General features: G+C 43.2%; 14 protein-coding genes. 9 read left to right on the top strand and 5 right to left on the bottom strand.

What is annotated here, in order from left to right; genetic code table 11:
* Positions 1 to 55: 55 nt before the first annotated feature.
* From V7K53_RS27625 to V7K53_RS27610, 4 genes are all read left to right on the top strand, one after another.
* The gene (locus V7K53_RS27625) at positions 56 to 1453 is read left to right on the top strand and encodes a DICT sensory domain-containing protein (RefSeq protein ID WP_335200686.1); all 1398 of its coding nucleotides are present in this window, start codon (positions 56 to 58) and stop codon (positions 1451 to 1453) included.
* Entirely contained in the window at positions 1450 to 2088 is a 639-nt protein-coding gene (locus V7K53_RS27620) for a pentapeptide repeat-containing protein (RefSeq protein WP_335193176.1), read from the top strand. The genes V7K53_RS27625 and V7K53_RS27620 overlap by 4 nt, the downstream gene beginning before the upstream one ends.
* Before the next feature lie 3 nt (positions 2089 to 2091).
* Complete coding sequence (locus tag V7K53_RS27615; protein ID WP_335200685.1) at positions 2092 to 2220, top strand: hypothetical protein; 129 nt, start codon at positions 2092 to 2094, stop codon at positions 2218 to 2220.
* A gap of 183 nt (positions 2221 to 2403) precedes the next feature.
* The gene (locus tag V7K53_RS27610) at positions 2404 to 2532 is read left to right on the top strand and encodes a hypothetical protein (RefSeq protein ID WP_335200684.1); all 129 of its coding nucleotides are present in this window, start codon (positions 2404 to 2406) and stop codon (positions 2530 to 2532) included.
* Between the two features lie 51 nt (positions 2533 to 2583).
* Here the strand turns inward: V7K53_RS27610 and V7K53_RS27605 are convergent, their stop codons facing one another.
* The 3 genes from V7K53_RS27605 to clpS form a co-directional block, all read right to left on the bottom strand.
* Positions 2584 to 3501: a pentapeptide repeat-containing protein gene (locus V7K53_RS27605; RefSeq protein ID WP_335200683.1), complete on the bottom strand. Its 918-nt coding sequence runs from the start codon at positions 3499 to 3501 to the stop codon at positions 2584 to 2586.
* The gene (locus V7K53_RS27600) at positions 3498 to 4331 is read right to left on the bottom strand and encodes a CPBP family intramembrane glutamic endopeptidase (protein ID WP_335200682.1); all 834 of its coding nucleotides are present in this window, start codon (positions 4329 to 4331) and stop codon (positions 3498 to 3500) included. Before V7K53_RS27600 ends, V7K53_RS27605 begins: the two co-directional genes overlap by 4 nt.
* Before the next feature lie 71 nt (positions 4332 to 4402).
* Entirely contained in the window at positions 4403 to 4684 is a 282-nt protein-coding gene (gene clpS / locus V7K53_RS27595) for an ATP-dependent Clp protease adapter ClpS (protein WP_012410249.1), read from the bottom strand.
* A gap of 280 nt (positions 4685 to 4964) precedes the next feature.
* Here clpS and V7K53_RS27590 point away from each other — a divergent pair, with 280 nt between their 5' ends.
* Positions 4965 to 5330, top strand: coding sequence for a hypothetical protein (locus tag V7K53_RS27590; protein ID WP_335200681.1), 366 nt, complete (start codon positions 4965 to 4967; stop codon positions 5328 to 5330).
* Between the two features lie 649 nt (positions 5331 to 5979).
* On the opposite strand, the gene V7K53_RS27585 is transcribed toward V7K53_RS27590, so the two are convergent.
* Positions 5980 to 6180 carry a hypothetical protein gene (locus V7K53_RS27585; protein WP_094349495.1) on the bottom strand — a complete coding sequence of 67 codons (201 nt, stop codon included), beginning with the start codon at positions 6178 to 6180 and terminating at the stop codon, positions 5980 to 5982.
* Between the two features lie 471 nt (positions 6181 to 6651).
* Between V7K53_RS27585 and V7K53_RS27580 the strand changes: the two genes are divergently transcribed.
* From V7K53_RS27580 to V7K53_RS27565, 4 genes are all read left to right on the top strand, one after another.
* Positions 6652 to 6981, top strand: coding sequence for an STAS domain-containing protein (locus V7K53_RS27580; RefSeq protein WP_335200680.1), 330 nt, complete (start codon positions 6652 to 6654; stop codon positions 6979 to 6981).
* A 148-nt stretch (positions 6982 to 7129) separates the two neighbouring features.
* Positions 7130 to 9811: a TIGR03960 family B12-binding radical SAM protein gene (locus tag V7K53_RS27575; protein ID WP_335200679.1), complete on the top strand. Its 2682-nt coding sequence runs from the start codon at positions 7130 to 7132 to the stop codon at positions 9809 to 9811.
* Between the two features lie 940 nt (positions 9812 to 10751).
* Positions 10752 to 12890 (top strand): Rne/Rng family ribonuclease, encoded by a 2139-nt coding sequence (locus V7K53_RS27570; RefSeq protein WP_335200678.1) that lies wholly within the window; start codon positions 10752 to 10754, stop codon positions 12888 to 12890.
* A gap of 8 nt (positions 12891 to 12898) precedes the next feature.
* Entirely contained in the window at positions 12899 to 13555 is a 657-nt protein-coding gene (locus V7K53_RS27565) for a ribonuclease HII (protein WP_335200677.1), read from the top strand.
* 167 nt (positions 13556 to 13722) lie between these two features.
* Here the strand turns inward: V7K53_RS27565 and V7K53_RS27560 are convergent, their stop codons facing one another.
* A complete protein-coding gene (locus tag V7K53_RS27560; RefSeq protein WP_335200676.1) occupies positions 13723 to 14310 on the bottom strand; it encodes a DUF1997 domain-containing protein in 588 nt (195 codons plus the stop codon).
* Between the last annotated feature and the right edge of the window lie 253 nt (positions 14311 to 14563).

Below are 14563 nucleotides of genomic sequence, written 5' to 3'. Positions count from 1 at the left end.
TGAATTTCTCCCTCTATCTTCCTCAGTGCCTCTGCGGTTATTTTTACCAAATCCCATGTTAGAAGGTTCAATCCTACAACAGCTGGAAGCAGCTCATCGCCATACCACCAGGCCAATTCGATTCGGTGTTTACTACAAAAATACCTTAGTTGCCCTGTGCCACGCTTTAGAAGACCATATCTTAACCGATGACGGTACGCCCTTAGTCATCGCAGCCTTCCAACAAGGTAAATGGTATCTACAAGAAGCCGGGCGATATGCAGACATCGCCCAATGTAGTTGCCAAATTGCCATCATGGCTGCCGCTGAATCTGGCTTTGCTGAACATCCTACCAGCCAGCTACCCAATGTAGACTTAGTAGGATTAGATGCAGGCGATCCAGTCGCACAGGAGTGGCACTTAATTATTTTATCGCCTAATTACACAGCAATGGTAATTTGTCAAGAATTATCAGAGGCTGATTATGGCAGTGCTGGAGTACCGACATCAGACTTAGAGCGCAAATTCTATGGCTTGTGGACATTTGAGCCAGAGTTAGTGCGAGAGACAGCAGAAATAGCGATCGCTCACATCAAAAAATACAACCCAGAACTGGCGGAAAAACTCACAGCTGATAAACAGCAAATTGTACCGTCAATGGACAGATCCCAAAATTTAGGTGCAGTTGTCTCCCGTGTAGTAGATTATCTCCAGACTGGGCAAGAAAATTTATCTATACCCACTGCCCTTCAGAAACAAACCCTAGATCGCAACTTGGTTTCTAACGAAATCCAAGCCTTTTTGCGAATGGCGCAACTGATGGATATGGCAGATGTCAACAATCCAATGGCAGCTGCGGAAGTAGTAGTTCTTGCCGAAGCGATCGCCCAGCTTTTGGATCTTCCCGCATGGCAGATTAAGAGATTGCGGCTAGCGGCTTTGTTACATCGCATAGATCCGTTGCAAAAAGCAGAAAGCGTTCTCACTGGCGGTATATCTACACGCTACCAAGAAGATGCCCCCAGTTCTCCCTTAACTTGTCCCTTAGTACCAGGGGCGCAAGTATTGCGAACTATGCCCCGACTGCGAGCAGTTGCCCAAATTATTACTCACCAAAGCGAGTGGTGGAATGGCACAGGGGAACCAGCAGGTTTAGCTGGAGATGAAATTCCCTTAGAGTCGAGAATTTTGGCATTATTAGCAGATTTTCAGTGGCGACTCAATCAGCGAAAATCGTCAAATCAAAGCCGGGAACAGATATTTACTCAAGCTTTAGATGAGTGCAGACAGCAACAATCTACTCGCTTTGACCCTAAACTTGTAGATACCCTAGCTTTATTAGTTATGGGTTTACAACAGGGACTCGACTTACCCTTGATGACACCCAAATTCAGCGCCGGCATCTGGATACTTGATTCCCAATGGGATAGCCACAGTAAGATCAGTGAAGAGATTGGTAGTTACTTTACATGAATATTGAAGCCATTAAATTAGGAAAACTCAAACAACTTCCAGGGGCGAATTTAGAAGACGAGGAACTCTCCCGACTGGATTTAAGCCGGATTAATCTTGCTGGTGCTACCCTTGTCGGCACTAATTTCGCTGGTTCTAAACTTGAAGGAGGGCATTTGGAGGGGGCAAATTTGATGGGAGCCAACCTCCAACAAACCGACTTGCGAGCGAACTTGATGGGAGCAAACCTGATGCAAGCAGATTTAACAGGTGCTGACTTGCGAGGTAGCAATTTGCGTGGTGCTAACTTGATGGGAGCCAGACTCAGTGATGTGTCATTGGTAGGTGCTTTCTTGAGTGGTGCTAATTTGATGAATGTGAACTTGCAAGGCGTAGACTTGCGCGGTGCTGACTTGCGCGGTGCAAACCTGACTGGGGCAAATCTCAAAGGTGCAGACTTGAGTCGCGCCGATTTGCAAGGAACGTTATTGAGTGAAGCAAACCTCGAAGAAGCCGACTTGCGGGGGGCGAATTTGGCGGGGGCGAATTTAACGGGGGCGAATTTACTCTGTGCAGAGTTAGAAGGTACAAATTTGAACGGCGTTAATTTGAATAAAGCTTGTGTGGTGGGGACAGTGGTTGAGACGCTTGCGTAAACATTGCACCAAAAAACCACCTATGCCGATTATTTGTATTTTCGAGGATTACCCAGAATGACACCCGTCACTGCACAAGTCTCAATCACCGCGATCGTTCCCATGTTGACTGTGATCGCAAATCGGCAATGAGAACAGTTTAAAGAACTGGAGGCAAATTTTGTATCCCAGTATGGAGTAAATTTATGGCAAGAGGTTTTTAATTTCCGTCTCAAGCCAGCACTAGATAAAGATTCTGACAGATGGCTACCGATCCAGTGGTGTGATGAAGGAATGATCTCAGTCAAAAATGTGGCGTAGGTGCGATCGCACAAGGTGAATTATTCTAATCCCCGCCAATCTTTATGGAGACTCTGTGCTAATTTAGGAAACGCACCTTCCACAGAAAAAGTTGATGTAGCCCGTAGCGAAGAATGGGCTAATTTTCCACGGGAGGATATTTGATGCTGCGTGCTGTAGCTGACAAATATGTACTCCTGGGAACAAGGCAACTGATTAATTTTGAAAACATCCTTTCTTGATTTTACTAAAAATGAAAGGATATCCCAAATATTTACCTAACTTAGTTTTGCAAGCAGGTAGTCCTAATTTGGCGCGAAATTCTTCGTCATATACTGCTTCTTCCCAATTTTGTGCCAATTTAATCTGCTCGGTTGTCAGATTTTTAGTATGACGAAAGTCTGTTCTATCTACGCTACTTTGAGTAAAGTCAACATCACGGAGGTTTGCACCTCTTAAATCATTTCCATCCAATTTTGCAACATTTAATCTAGCACCAGTTAAATCTATATTTCTTAAGTTGACATTGACAATTAATTCGCTGTACTTTAAATCAGCATTTTGTAAGTTTGCCGAGTTAAGGTTAACATTGCCGAAGCTCGCGTAAGATAAATTAGCTTGATTTAGATTTGCTCCCGTTAAATCTAAACCTGTCAGGTAGGCGCTTTTTAAGTTAGCACCACTTAAATTTGCAGCACGGAGATTACTATCAGAAATAAATAAGCCAGAGAGATTAGTATCAGAAAAATTAGCTGATTGTAAGTTAACTTTCTCTAAAGAAACTTTATAATCAGCATTACAACTAAAATCAATATCACCGATTTCTGAGAATCCAGATTCTCCACGATCATCTTCAGATTTATCAGTCCATCGCATCTCTGCTTGGCGTAGATCAGATCCTTGTAAATTTGCACCATCTAATTTAGCATCTGTCAGTTCAGCTTCTCTTAAATCTGCTCCAGCTAAATCAGTATTTGTTAAATCAGCACCACCTAAATCACACTTGGGGCATTTTTTAGTTGTTAGCAACTGCTTCACATGAGCCGGATTTGAAGTTTTTTTAGCCTCACAATTTTTACAACTAGAAAGAAAAGTAAGTAATAAAGCTGATACGATTAATATTTGTATTTTCATATATGACGCGATCGCTCAGTTCGCCCTCGTATCGCCAAAGCTAGTACACTCATTAACAACACTCCCATCACTCCTTGCAGGGGATTATTATTCACACCAGTTACCCAATCAGGAACTTGACCAGAATATTTCACTAATTTACCCACATTAATAATGTAGTAACCCCATACGAAACCACCATGCAAACCAATTGGTAAACCCAAGCGTCCCCTCCGCCAACGCTTTGCCCATACTTGCGTTAACCCCAGCAGTACTAAAGCTGGAAATTGCGGCAGTGTATGAATAATTGCCTCCAAGGGTTTAATAAAGTGCAATGTAGCAAAGGCTGTTGCATCTGTCCACAGTGCCACACGCAGACTGTAATCTCGTTGTAGTTCATCTAACAACCAGCCTCGGAATAACAATTCCTCAGCAAATCCAACACCTAAGCCAACAAGTAAACCCTCTAAAATAACTTTCAGCAAAAAAACTTTCGGTTGTTGCCACACCAACCAACCCAATAAACTTTCTACCCCAAAAAGTATCAGAATATTAATTATCCCCAGAGCCAAGCCACGCAGTAAATCCACACCATTTTGCCGCGTGAATTCCAAGCCATAATGTCCCAGAATTTGGGGCTGTTGGTAGACATATTTACCCCATAATCTCAGGAGAAAAATAAATACTGCATATAACAATACCAATGTCAATATACTTTCTAAGTTTGAATCATGCACTAGTAAGTATATTGGTGTAGCAAATGGCAACCATAGCAACAGTAAAGTCAAAATAAAACAGCCCAGCCTGATAGGGGCAGGGCGTTCGGCTAAACGGACAAGGTTTTCTTTCATACTAAATAAGTCACTAATCAGCAGCCAATACTGTAAATTTCGACTAATGACCAATGACCAATGACCAATGACTATTCATCAGGTTCAATCGTGCTACTTAAACCGTGACTTATCAATGTTTCGCAATAAAACTCAGCGTGTTCCAAGGCGCAAGTAATGACTAAAGCTAGCCCGTTAGTATGGGCTTCCATCATGATGCTCACAGCTTGGGGTTGGGTAAGGCTTGGTACAGTGGCGATTAGCGACTGTACAACATGCTCCATAGAGTTGTAGTCGTCGTTATGGAGCAAAACGCGATACCGAGGCGCGAGCTTGCGGGTTGTAGAAGGCTTTTGAATAGTTTCAACTGACACGGCTCTTTGCTCTTTTCTCGTTATTTCACTACAACAAAGTCTCTGTTTTGCGATCGCTCAACAGTTGTTTACCTATTCTATAGTATTTCTGCTCAGATACTATGCGAGGAAAACCCTTTGCTGGCAGGGATTGGTTGTATTAGTTTTGCGTAACACGTCTAAGACATGGCTGCCGTAAGAGTGCTACCCTAATCTTACAGAAGCTTTTCTTAAACGTAGCGCATTTTCACTTTTAAGATTAAAGAAGTTGCAAGCAAAACAATCCTTGCCCCTGCCCAAGATGGACATGAGCCTAGATTTTCTTCAACCAGGACAAATTGTGTCTCTAGAGTATGGCGACAGGAACCTGTATGCAGAAGTCATTCAATTTGTAGTTTCCCGCCAGTTGTGCTGGGTGCGTCCTTTATTAATGGTTACTTTCATAGAAGAATCACCTCTAATTACCGATTTGCGAGATGCATCTGACTTACTTTGGCCCGCCAATTTATTTCGCCCAGCATTAGACACAGAAGTAATTACCTTCTTAAGCCAACTTTTAGCGAAAGAACTAAAAACTGAACCTGATTCAGCCGCAAAGCAGCAACTTAATCAGTTTATTCACCAACTTTGGCAAGCCTATCAAGAGGGATTGGCGATTGGGGATTAGGATAGGACATAGGACATGGGGCATGAGGTATGGGGCGTTGGGAATAGACAATATAGAGACTTCTTGAAAATTATTCCTTGTCCCCTTGTCTTCCCAGTCCCCACTCTCTAATTCTCAGCATCTTCCTCAACTGTAGCGAATGCCAGCATTTTTCATGCGTTGAAGACTGTGAAATTCGATTGCTACATCCTTCGCACCAGAAATTATTTCGTCTCTTCGTAAGGTGGATAATTGTGGTTAGCAGCGTTGTCAATCGCCTGATACATCATCTGAAGGATATGACTAAAAGTCTAGTTTATCTGGCTCGTCAGCAGCCATATTGATGATATCAACTCCCTTAGCAACGAGTTCATTTTGCTTGTGGACAAATTCAGCAAACAGATTGGGAGGAATTTTTTTAGGCGTTTAGCGAACTGTATGGCGATTTTCGATAGAATGCACAATGTAAAGGTTTTTTAGCACAGTTTACGCCACTTTAAGTATTTAGATAATCAACCTCATAGAAAAATACTAGCCTTTTATCCCCCTGCTAGATTTAATTACGAATTACGTTAGGGAGTCCTCGTCTTCTTACAGAGAAGCAAACTACACATAACTTCTGTCTGCGACACCCTGCGCGAACGTAGAAAGAGCGTCATTATAAATTATTTTAAAATCCCAGGCTAGGAACCAACTGGATTCGCCCAGCATCCATCTCTGCCATTAATAATTCTAGGGCTTCGTAATCAACATCAGAAATATAACCCAGTTCCGTCAGTTCTGAGTTAATTTCATTCTCTATCTCAGGAGTTAGTTTTTTAATGTCAAGAGCTTTTTCTACCAATTTACGAATAGCGTACTGAGTTCTCATAAGTAATAACCCAACTGTAATATGACACTAATCATCCCAGATCATCCTCAGTATAAAGAGTGATCCAAATACTAATTTATCAGTGATATATATCACAATTTAATTAGTTAGATAGATAATTCACTATGACTTTGCTGTATGCCATCAGCAACGCTAAAGTGTAAGATTTAACCTACCGTTAAGACTTGGCTAAATTAGCTTTAGTTATAGACTAAGCAAGGTTTATCAGCATAGTTACTGATAATTTGTCTGCTCTATGGCCGTCTATAGTTGATTGTTTTTGAACTGAGATAAAAAAAAAGTATACATAATCACATTTTAACCTGGAATTATAACAATCTTTAAACAGACATACTAAAGCAATAAAGATTCAGCAAAGAGAGCTAAGACGTATGGTCGATGCAACAAAATAGAGTTTATGTTCAAATAATCCTTAGTTTGACGCTTCAAAATTCTTAATAGGATGTAACTATGCAGGCAGTGCTTAACTATCCCAAGATTGCAGTCATTCGCCCCCAAGGGTGTTTAAATGCTGCAAACGCCTTGGAATTTGAACGAGATTTGACTACAGCGTTGGCGCAAAATGGTATTTCCATCTTGGTAGTAGACCTCGCAGCAGTAGAATCCTTAGATAGCGCGGGGTTGATGGCATTGTTATCTACACACAAGCTGGCTCTTACTTTAGGAAGAAGTTGCCAACTTCGCGCTGTTGCTCCACAAATTAGAATTATTTTTGAACTGACCCAACTTGATAGGGTATTTGAAATATTAGAAGCTGAAGCCGAATTGGCCCAAACATAACTTTATGTAAAAGCACAAAGATTCAGGCAATAAACGGACTTTATGTAAAGGAGTTGTAAGTTGCAACGATAAAATCTGTTAGAAGACCTAATTCAATGCTAATGTTGGGGTTGGGTAGCTGTAATTAAGGTAGCTAGAAGATAGCACAGTGGTTGTTGCAGTTGAAAAATTAATAACATCGGATATTTTAAAACCAGCACGTTACTTAGGTAACGAGCTGTTAGCAGTACACAAACCTTGGGATACGGCTGCAATACGTTGGGTTTTAACCTACCCAGAAGTATATGAAGTCGGTGCATCTAATTTAGGGCACATCATCCTTTATAACGTCTTGAATGCCCAACCGCGTCAATTGTGCGATCGCGCCTACCTCCCAGGAAAAGACCTGGCAGCCAAACTACGCGAAACTAATACGCCATTGTTTGCGGTAGAGTCAAAGCGATCGCTGACAGAATTCGACATTTTAGGCTTTAGCCTCAGTTACGAACTGGGTGCAACTAATATCCTCGAAATGTTGGATTTGGCAGGAATTCCCTTGACGTGGCGGGAGAGGCAAGGGAGCAGAGGGGCAGAGGGGCAGGGGGGTAGGGAATCTATCGATACCCAGTCATCCTTTCCGTTGATTTTCGCTGGTGGGCAAACAGCGACATCAAATCCTGAGCCTTATGCTGACTTTTTCGACTTTATCGCCCTTGGAGATGGAGAAGAACTGCTGCCAGAAATTGGTTTGGTGTTAGAAGAAGGCAAACAAGCAGGATTAAGTCGGGAACACCTGTTACTGGATTTGGCACAGATACCAGGCGTATATGTCCCTCAGTTTTACGACATGGCAGAGGATGGCTCAGTTCACCCTCGTCGCCCAGACGTGCCAAAACGAATTCTGCGACGGGTTGCAACTCCCATACCAGCATATTCTATTGGTTTGGTTCCCTACGTAGAAACGGTTCATGACCGCTTGACCATTGAGATTCGGCGTGGTTGCACACGTGGCTGTCGCTTCTGTCAACCAGGAATGCTGACTCGACCAGCACGGGATGTAGAACCCGATAAGGTTGTAGAAGCAATTGAACAGGGTATGCGGGCAACTGGTTACAATGAGTTTTCCCTCCTATCTCTGAGTTGTTCTGATTATTTGTCCCTGCCAGCAGTAGGGATGGAAATCAAAAATCGCTTAAAAGATGAAAACATTTCTCTGACTCTACCAAGCCAACGGGTAGACAGATTTGATGAGAATATTGCCAATATCCTTGGAGGTACACGGCAAGGTGGACTGACTTTTGCTCCAGAAGCTGGTACTCAGCGGATGCGAGACATTGTGAATAAGGGGTTGACGAATGAAGAATTGTTGCGAGGGGTGAAAACCGCTTGGGAGAAAGGCTGGGATAAAATAAAGTTGTATTTTATGATTGGCTTGCCGGGTGAAACGGATGCTGACGTTGTGGGCATTGCGGAAACGGTAAGCTGGCTACAGCGAGAATGTCGAGGGAAGGGTAGAAAACCCCTAAACTTTAACCTGACAATTTCTAACTTTACGCCTAAGCCCCATACACCGTTCCAGTGGCACTCAGTTTCTACCGCTGAATTTAAGCGCAAACAAAACCTGTTACGGCAAGAATTCCGCCGAATAAAGGCAGTGAAGGTAAATTTTACCGATGTCCGCATTTCGGCAATGGAAGATTTTGTGGGACGAGGCGATCGCAATTTGAGCAAAGTAGTCCGTCTTGCCTGGGAATTAGGTGCAGGTATGGATTCCTGGTATGAAAATTTAGATCGAGCTTTTGGCGCTTGGGGATCTGCGATCGCCCAGGCCGATTTAGATTGGAAATACCGCCAAGTAGAAAATGGCGAATGGAATTTGTTTCACGCAGAGGCACAGAAGAGCAAAGAAGCAGAGGAGAATACCCCACTCAGCACTCAGCACTCCCTCGATATTCCCCTACCTTGGGATCATATTGATACCGGGATTGATAAAAAGTGGCTCAAAGAAGACTTACAACGCGCTCTAGAAGCTGCAATTGTACCCGATTGCTCTTTTGAAGGTTGTTCTCATTGTGGCGTCTGTGGCACCGATTTTGGCCATAACGTGGTGATTGAATCACCTGCTATCCCAAAATTTGCTGGCGAATTTGTCCCCAATACAACTAAGGCGCAAAGACTGCGAGTTTGGTTTGGCAAACAAGGTAATATGGCTTTGATGAGCCATCTAGATTTAATCCGTCTGTTTGACCGAGTTGTGCGGCGAGCAGGCTTACCAATTGCTTTTACTGGTGGGTTTCACCCAATGCCACGCATTTCTCTAGCAACTGCTTTGGCTTTAGGGGCTACTAGCAGTGGTGAAATTGCAGATTTTGAGTTAACTGTGCCAGTGGAAGTTGATACTTTCTTCAGAAAGTTGGCTCGTGAAATGCCCACAGACATACCTATATATAATGTGGAGCAGATAGATTTAAAAGCTAGTGCCGCTACCCAACTGCTAGAGTCAGCAGAGTATTTGATTACTGTAGCAGCACTTGCAGAAACAACACCCATACAATGGCAAAACTGGATTGATACAATCAAAGCAAAAGAGGAACTTTGGTACGAGCAAATAACTAAATCAGGTAAAAGCCAGTTAATAAATCTGCGCGATCGCTTGTTTGAACTGGAATTAGTAGAAACTCACAATAGCATTGCAGAATCTATGTCATCTGTAATCCGTTATCTAGGTAGCTATCGCCAGGACGGTTTGCTGTTGCGTCCCGAACAAATCCTGTTTATGCTAGAGACAGTGGCTGGTGTAGAATTTCAACTGCTGCACATCCACCGCAATCGGCTAATTTTAGGGATATAATCCCTGTAGGGCAACTTGCTAGTAGTTGTCCTAAGATGGCAGCTCACAGGAATTGATTTTTAGCAAGGTTGCGTTAGAATAGGGTGAAGAGAAATTTTCTGGCGCTGCATTGAATTAGCTGGTTCACAACCCTGATATTCAGGGGGCGAAAGCAAAGATATTAGAGTGCAACTTCTAGGATTTTATCCTGGACAAATAAAAAGCAGATTAAAGAATGCACACTCTCTCTATAGCTACCTTGTGAATCAGTAACTAACAGCAGGCTCGGTTAGCTTCTCTAAATCCATGCTTTTAAACAACTGCTGAATGTCTAATCCAGGTAGTGCCCAAGAGCTAGTGCATTACTTTTTTAGAGTTAAAGCAACTGATGTCGGTTATGCCGACTTGTTGTAGACGTTCACGAGACGCGCAAAGCACTGCTTGTCTTAGGCTAGAGCCGCTCAAGGCAGGTTAGCGATTGGCGAATCTGAATATAACCCTAAGATAAATCCGGGGAATGGAAAATAGAAATAGTTTCTTTTTCTTAACGAATTCAGTAGGTTACTCTCAAATAAAGCATCCTGAGTTAAAATGATCACTCAGGATTTAGAACTTTCAACTCAGAACTCTCAAGATTTGAGGGTATTGCATCACAAATCAACCACGGACGGTTGATTTAATTGCTTAAACGATATGCAGCAGTTCTGGAATAATCAGCCGTAGAAACGCTCTTAAGAGCGCCAATAGCTATTTAACTTAGAAGCTCAGATTTGCGATTTTTATTATTCAGTAGCGCCTTTTGAGGGTTGCGAGGGCAGCGAAAGTATAATATCAAACCGAGAAACACTGTTAATTAAAACTGACGCGGAGACGCAAGTAGTTTTGAATTATTAAGTAATTAACCGGGCTTGATACAACAAACCTCAAACCTGTAAGTGCTGCCAATTTTTGAGGAAATTGAATGCCGAAACAAATTATCATCGCGGAGCAGCACCAAATTGCTGCGGTTTTTTCTGAAGATCAAATACAAGAACTCGTTGTTGCTACGGGTCATCATCAAATAGGTGATATCTACTTAGGAGTAGTAGAAAACGTATTGCCTGGGATAGATGCAGCTTTTGTCAATATTGGCGACCCAGAGCGCAACGGTTTTATTCATGTTACCGACTTGGGGCCATTAAAGCTCAAGCGCACCGCAGCGGCAATTACAGAACTACTTGCACCACAACAGAAAGTTTTGGTGCAAGTAATGAAAGAGCCAACGGGGACAAAAGGGCCCAGGCTCACGGGTAATATCACCTTACCTGGACGCTACGTAGTACTGATGCCCTACGGTCGGGGCGTAAATTTATCCCGACGGATTAAAAGTGAAAGTGAGCGGAACCGCTTGCGAGCGTTGGCGATTTTGGTTAAGCCGGCGGGAATGGGTTTGCTTGTGCGTACAGAAGCAGAAGGCAAACCCGAAGAAGCGATTATGGAAGATTTGGAATTGCTGCAAAAGCAATGGGAAGCGATTCAGCAGGAAGCCCATTCCACCCGTGCTCCAGCATTGCTCAACCGAGATGATGACTTTATCCAGCGCGTATTGCGGGATATGTACGGCGCGGATGTCAATCGGATTGTCGTGGATTCCAGTACTGGTTTGAAGCGCGTCAAACAGTACTTGCAGAATTGGAGTGGCGGTCAAACACCGCAGGGATTGTTGATTGACCATCATCGCGATCGCTCCCCAATTTTAGAATACTTCCGCATCACTGCTGCGATTAGAGAAGCCCTGAAACCAAGGGTAGACCTACCTTCTGGCGGTTACATTATCATCGAGCCGACGGAGGCATTAACCGTAATCGATGTTAACTCAGGTTCGTTTACGCGATCGGCGACAGCTAGAGAAACAGTTTTGTGGACAAACTGCGAAGCAGCAACAGAAATTGCTCGCCAGTTGCGTCTGCGAAATATCGCCGGGGTGATTGTCGTTGATTTTATCGATATGGAATCGCGACGCGACCAACTGCAAGTTCTCGAACATTTTAATAAAGCACTCAAAGCAGACAAAGCTCGTCCCCAGATTGCCCAACTTACCGAACTGGGTTTAGTAGAACTGACCCGCAAACGTCAGGGTCAAAATATTTACGAATTGTTTGGTGAAACTTGCCCCACCTGTGGCGGTTTAGGACATACCGTGCGTCTGCCTGGAGAAATCGAAAACCGATTGCCAATACCGGCAGAGACACCAGAGCGCGAACGTTTTGTATCCTTACCTCACCGAGAACCACGTCAGCCATCTGCCCGCATCCCGGAACCACGAGAAACATACGATGGATTTGGGGAAGTATTTGAGGGCGACTCGGAATTGAGCAACCTAAATCTGATCAATCATCCTAGTTATCAAGAACTGAATGATAAGCGCCGTACCCGCACTCGCCGCAGTCGAATTGGTGTCAATGGGTTAAACGGGAAAGATGAAGCTCGGATTGTTCCCAGTCCCCTAGCTTTTGTTAACGAGCCAGATTTAGACTTGGATGTAGAACCAGAACTAGGAGTTGTACCAGAAATTCCCTCGCCCACCCTTGGTAAACCAGGCTGGAGTGAAAGAGAGCGCACTAAAATTATCAAGGCAGAACCAGTTAAGCCAGTGGTAGAACCACCGGAAATTAGAACTGTAGAAATGAGCCTCCAAGAACAGGATATATTTGCCTTGATGGGAATATCTCCCTTGGTGAAGTTAGAGCAAGAGGTGAAAAATACCAAGTCTGTGATTATAAATGTGATTCAGCCCGGTCAACAGCCAACAACCCCAATTGAATCAACCTCAGAATCACCTATTGTCCAAAAAGCAGCACCTGAAATAATTACTATTGCTCAAAAGGCAACACCTGAAATAACTGCAAGCAAAATACCGACACCAAAAGTTATTGAGCCAGAACAAAAATCTTTGATCGAAGAGACAACTGAATCTCCATCGGAGTTAACTGTGAATCCTTCGGGACGCTTATCTGCGAAAGCCGCCGCAAAGGAAATCGCAGATGAAAACGAAGCTAATAGCAGCGCCACTGCCAGCCGTCGCCGCCGCCGTCGTTCCTCAGCGATCGAGGATAATTAATTTGCTTTATGGTAGAAATATCACCAACGCCTTTGGAACAATCCACTTGGCTGGAGTTTTCTACCTTGTCAGATATTCCAGGGTTGGTTGCAGGTGTGGATGAAGTAGGGCGAGGCGCTCTATTTGGCCCGGTCGTGGCGGCAGCAGTGATCTTACCAAACCGCGCTTTGCCAATACTGATAGCAGCTAAAATCAAAGACAGTAAAAAATTGTCTAGTTCTCGGAGAACTCAGCTAGCGCAGCAAATTTGTGCGCTGGCTATAGACTGGAAAATTGGGTTTGCTTCTACTGCCGAAATTGACAAAATAAATATTTTGCAAGCAACGCTGTTAGCAATGAAGCGGGCTGTGCTGAAGTTAAAGGTACAGCCTGAACTTTGCTTGATTGACGGCAATCAGTCAATCAAAGATTTGCTATTACCGCAACAAACAATAGTTAAAGGTGATGAGCGATCGCTCGCTATTGCCTCTGCTAGTATTGTCGCTAAGGTTTGGCGTGACGATCTGATAATGCGTCTAGCATTAAAATACCCTATGTACAACCTGGAGTGTAACAAGGGTTATGGTAGCCAGCGGCATTTGCTGGCTTTGCAACAATATGGGCCGTCGCCTCTGCATCGTCAGTCTTTTCGTCCTTGCCAAATCAAAGGTCTGAGTGTTGAGTGATTGAAGAAGAATACAGAATTCAGAATTCAGAATCAAATAGTTTAGTAGGGGATACGCTGCGGGAAGCAAGCTACTGACCTTCTACTAATTACAGAATTCAATTCTGTAGCTTGCTTCCCTAAAAGGGTATTCTGGCTCCTGACTTCTGAATTCTGTTTGTTAAAAAATTACTCAGCATTCAAGATTGGTAATTCAGTACTATCACTGTCAAGTCCTCTATCTTTGGTTTGTGATATCACCCAGCAGCGATAATCCGTCAAAAGTTGATTCAATAACCGTTGCTTGACCGACAACAGTACGCTTTTGAGCAAACCATTGCCAGTAGCTTCTAAAATCGGCTTAGGAGTGAAGGAAAATGGCGGTGGGAAATCCACCAGCACTTCTAAATCAGCTTTTCCTTGCAGGCGAGTGCCAGTGCTAAACTCTTTGGGAGACAAATAGCCTTTTAAATTGAGAGCAAAGCGCTGGTTAATATACTCGAAACCTAAAATTTCACAGTTTAGCGATCGCAAATAAATTATTCCATTTGATTCTGCCCAGACTCTCATGTCTACAGTAGGTTGAATACTCAATGACATAAAAGTCAGCGGACGCATTTTCAAGCGAAATACTTCCTGAGAAAGCTGCTGAATCCGGCTATTGTCAACCAAAGCCTTAACTAGACGTTGAGGCTGACGCAAGTAGTGCTGAATGGGAATAGGCTGCTCTGGAACAGCGATTTCAACCGATTGGGAGGCAGTAAACCGGGTAGCCATGAGCTAATAAAAATATCTGTTTCTTAATTTTAATATTTTTTAACAACTTAGTTCTGATTATTAGAAAATTACAAAATTTATTGACGATAAAAACGATTCTTGCTTATCAGCTATACGTCATGAGCAAAAAGTTGTTACGCTCATTCTATCTTGAGTTCATACCAATTTAATATGAAGCTGCATAGAATAAAGCTTCCAGGATAAAGTTGTAAGAAGAGACAGAAATTACCTGCTCAAATGTAAGTTGGTCGAA

Source organism: Nostoc sp., from assembly GCF_036917355.1.
Classification (GTDB): domain Bacteria; phylum Cyanobacteriota; class Cyanobacteriia; order Cyanobacteriales; family Nostocaceae; genus Nostoc.
Note: the sequence above shows the minus strand (reverse complement) of the source record. Positions and strands in the feature narration are given on the sequence as shown.

Bases quoted from the DNA above. Each gene is read 5' to 3' on its own strand.
- V7K53_RS27570 (WP_335200678.1), top strand. From the start codon at position 10,752: ATGCCGAAACAAATTATCATCGCGGAGCAGCACCAAATTGCTGCGGTT.
- V7K53_RS27590 (WP_335200681.1), top strand. From the start codon at position 4,965: ATGGACATGAGCCTAGATTTTCTTCAACCAGGACAAATTGTGTCTCTA.
- V7K53_RS27625 (WP_335200686.1), top strand. From the start codon at position 56: ATGTTAGAAGGTTCAATCCTACAACAGCTGGAAGCAGCTCATCGCCAT.
- V7K53_RS27565 (WP_335200677.1), top strand. From the start codon at position 12,899: ATGGTAGAAATATCACCAACGCCTTTGGAACAATCCACTTGGCTGGAG.
- V7K53_RS27600 (WP_335200682.1), bottom strand. From the start codon at position 4,331: ATGAAAGAAAACCTTGTCCGTTTAGCCGAACGCCCTGCCCCTATCAGG.
- V7K53_RS27580 (WP_335200680.1), top strand. From the start codon at position 6,652: ATGCAGGCAGTGCTTAACTATCCCAAGATTGCAGTCATTCGCCCCCAA.
- V7K53_RS27620 (WP_335193176.1), top strand. From the start codon at position 1,450: ATGAATATTGAAGCCATTAAATTAGGAAAACTCAAACAACTTCCAGGG.
- V7K53_RS27585 (WP_094349495.1), bottom strand. From the start codon at position 6,180: ATGAGAACTCAGTACGCTATTCGTAAATTGGTAGAAAAAGCTCTTGAC.
- V7K53_RS27560 (WP_335200676.1), bottom strand. From the start codon at position 14,310: ATGGCTACCCGGTTTACTGCCTCCCAATCGGTTGAAATCGCTGTTCCA.
- V7K53_RS27605 (WP_335200683.1), bottom strand. From the start codon at position 3,501: ATGAAAATACAAATATTAATCGTATCAGCTTTATTACTTACTTTTCTT.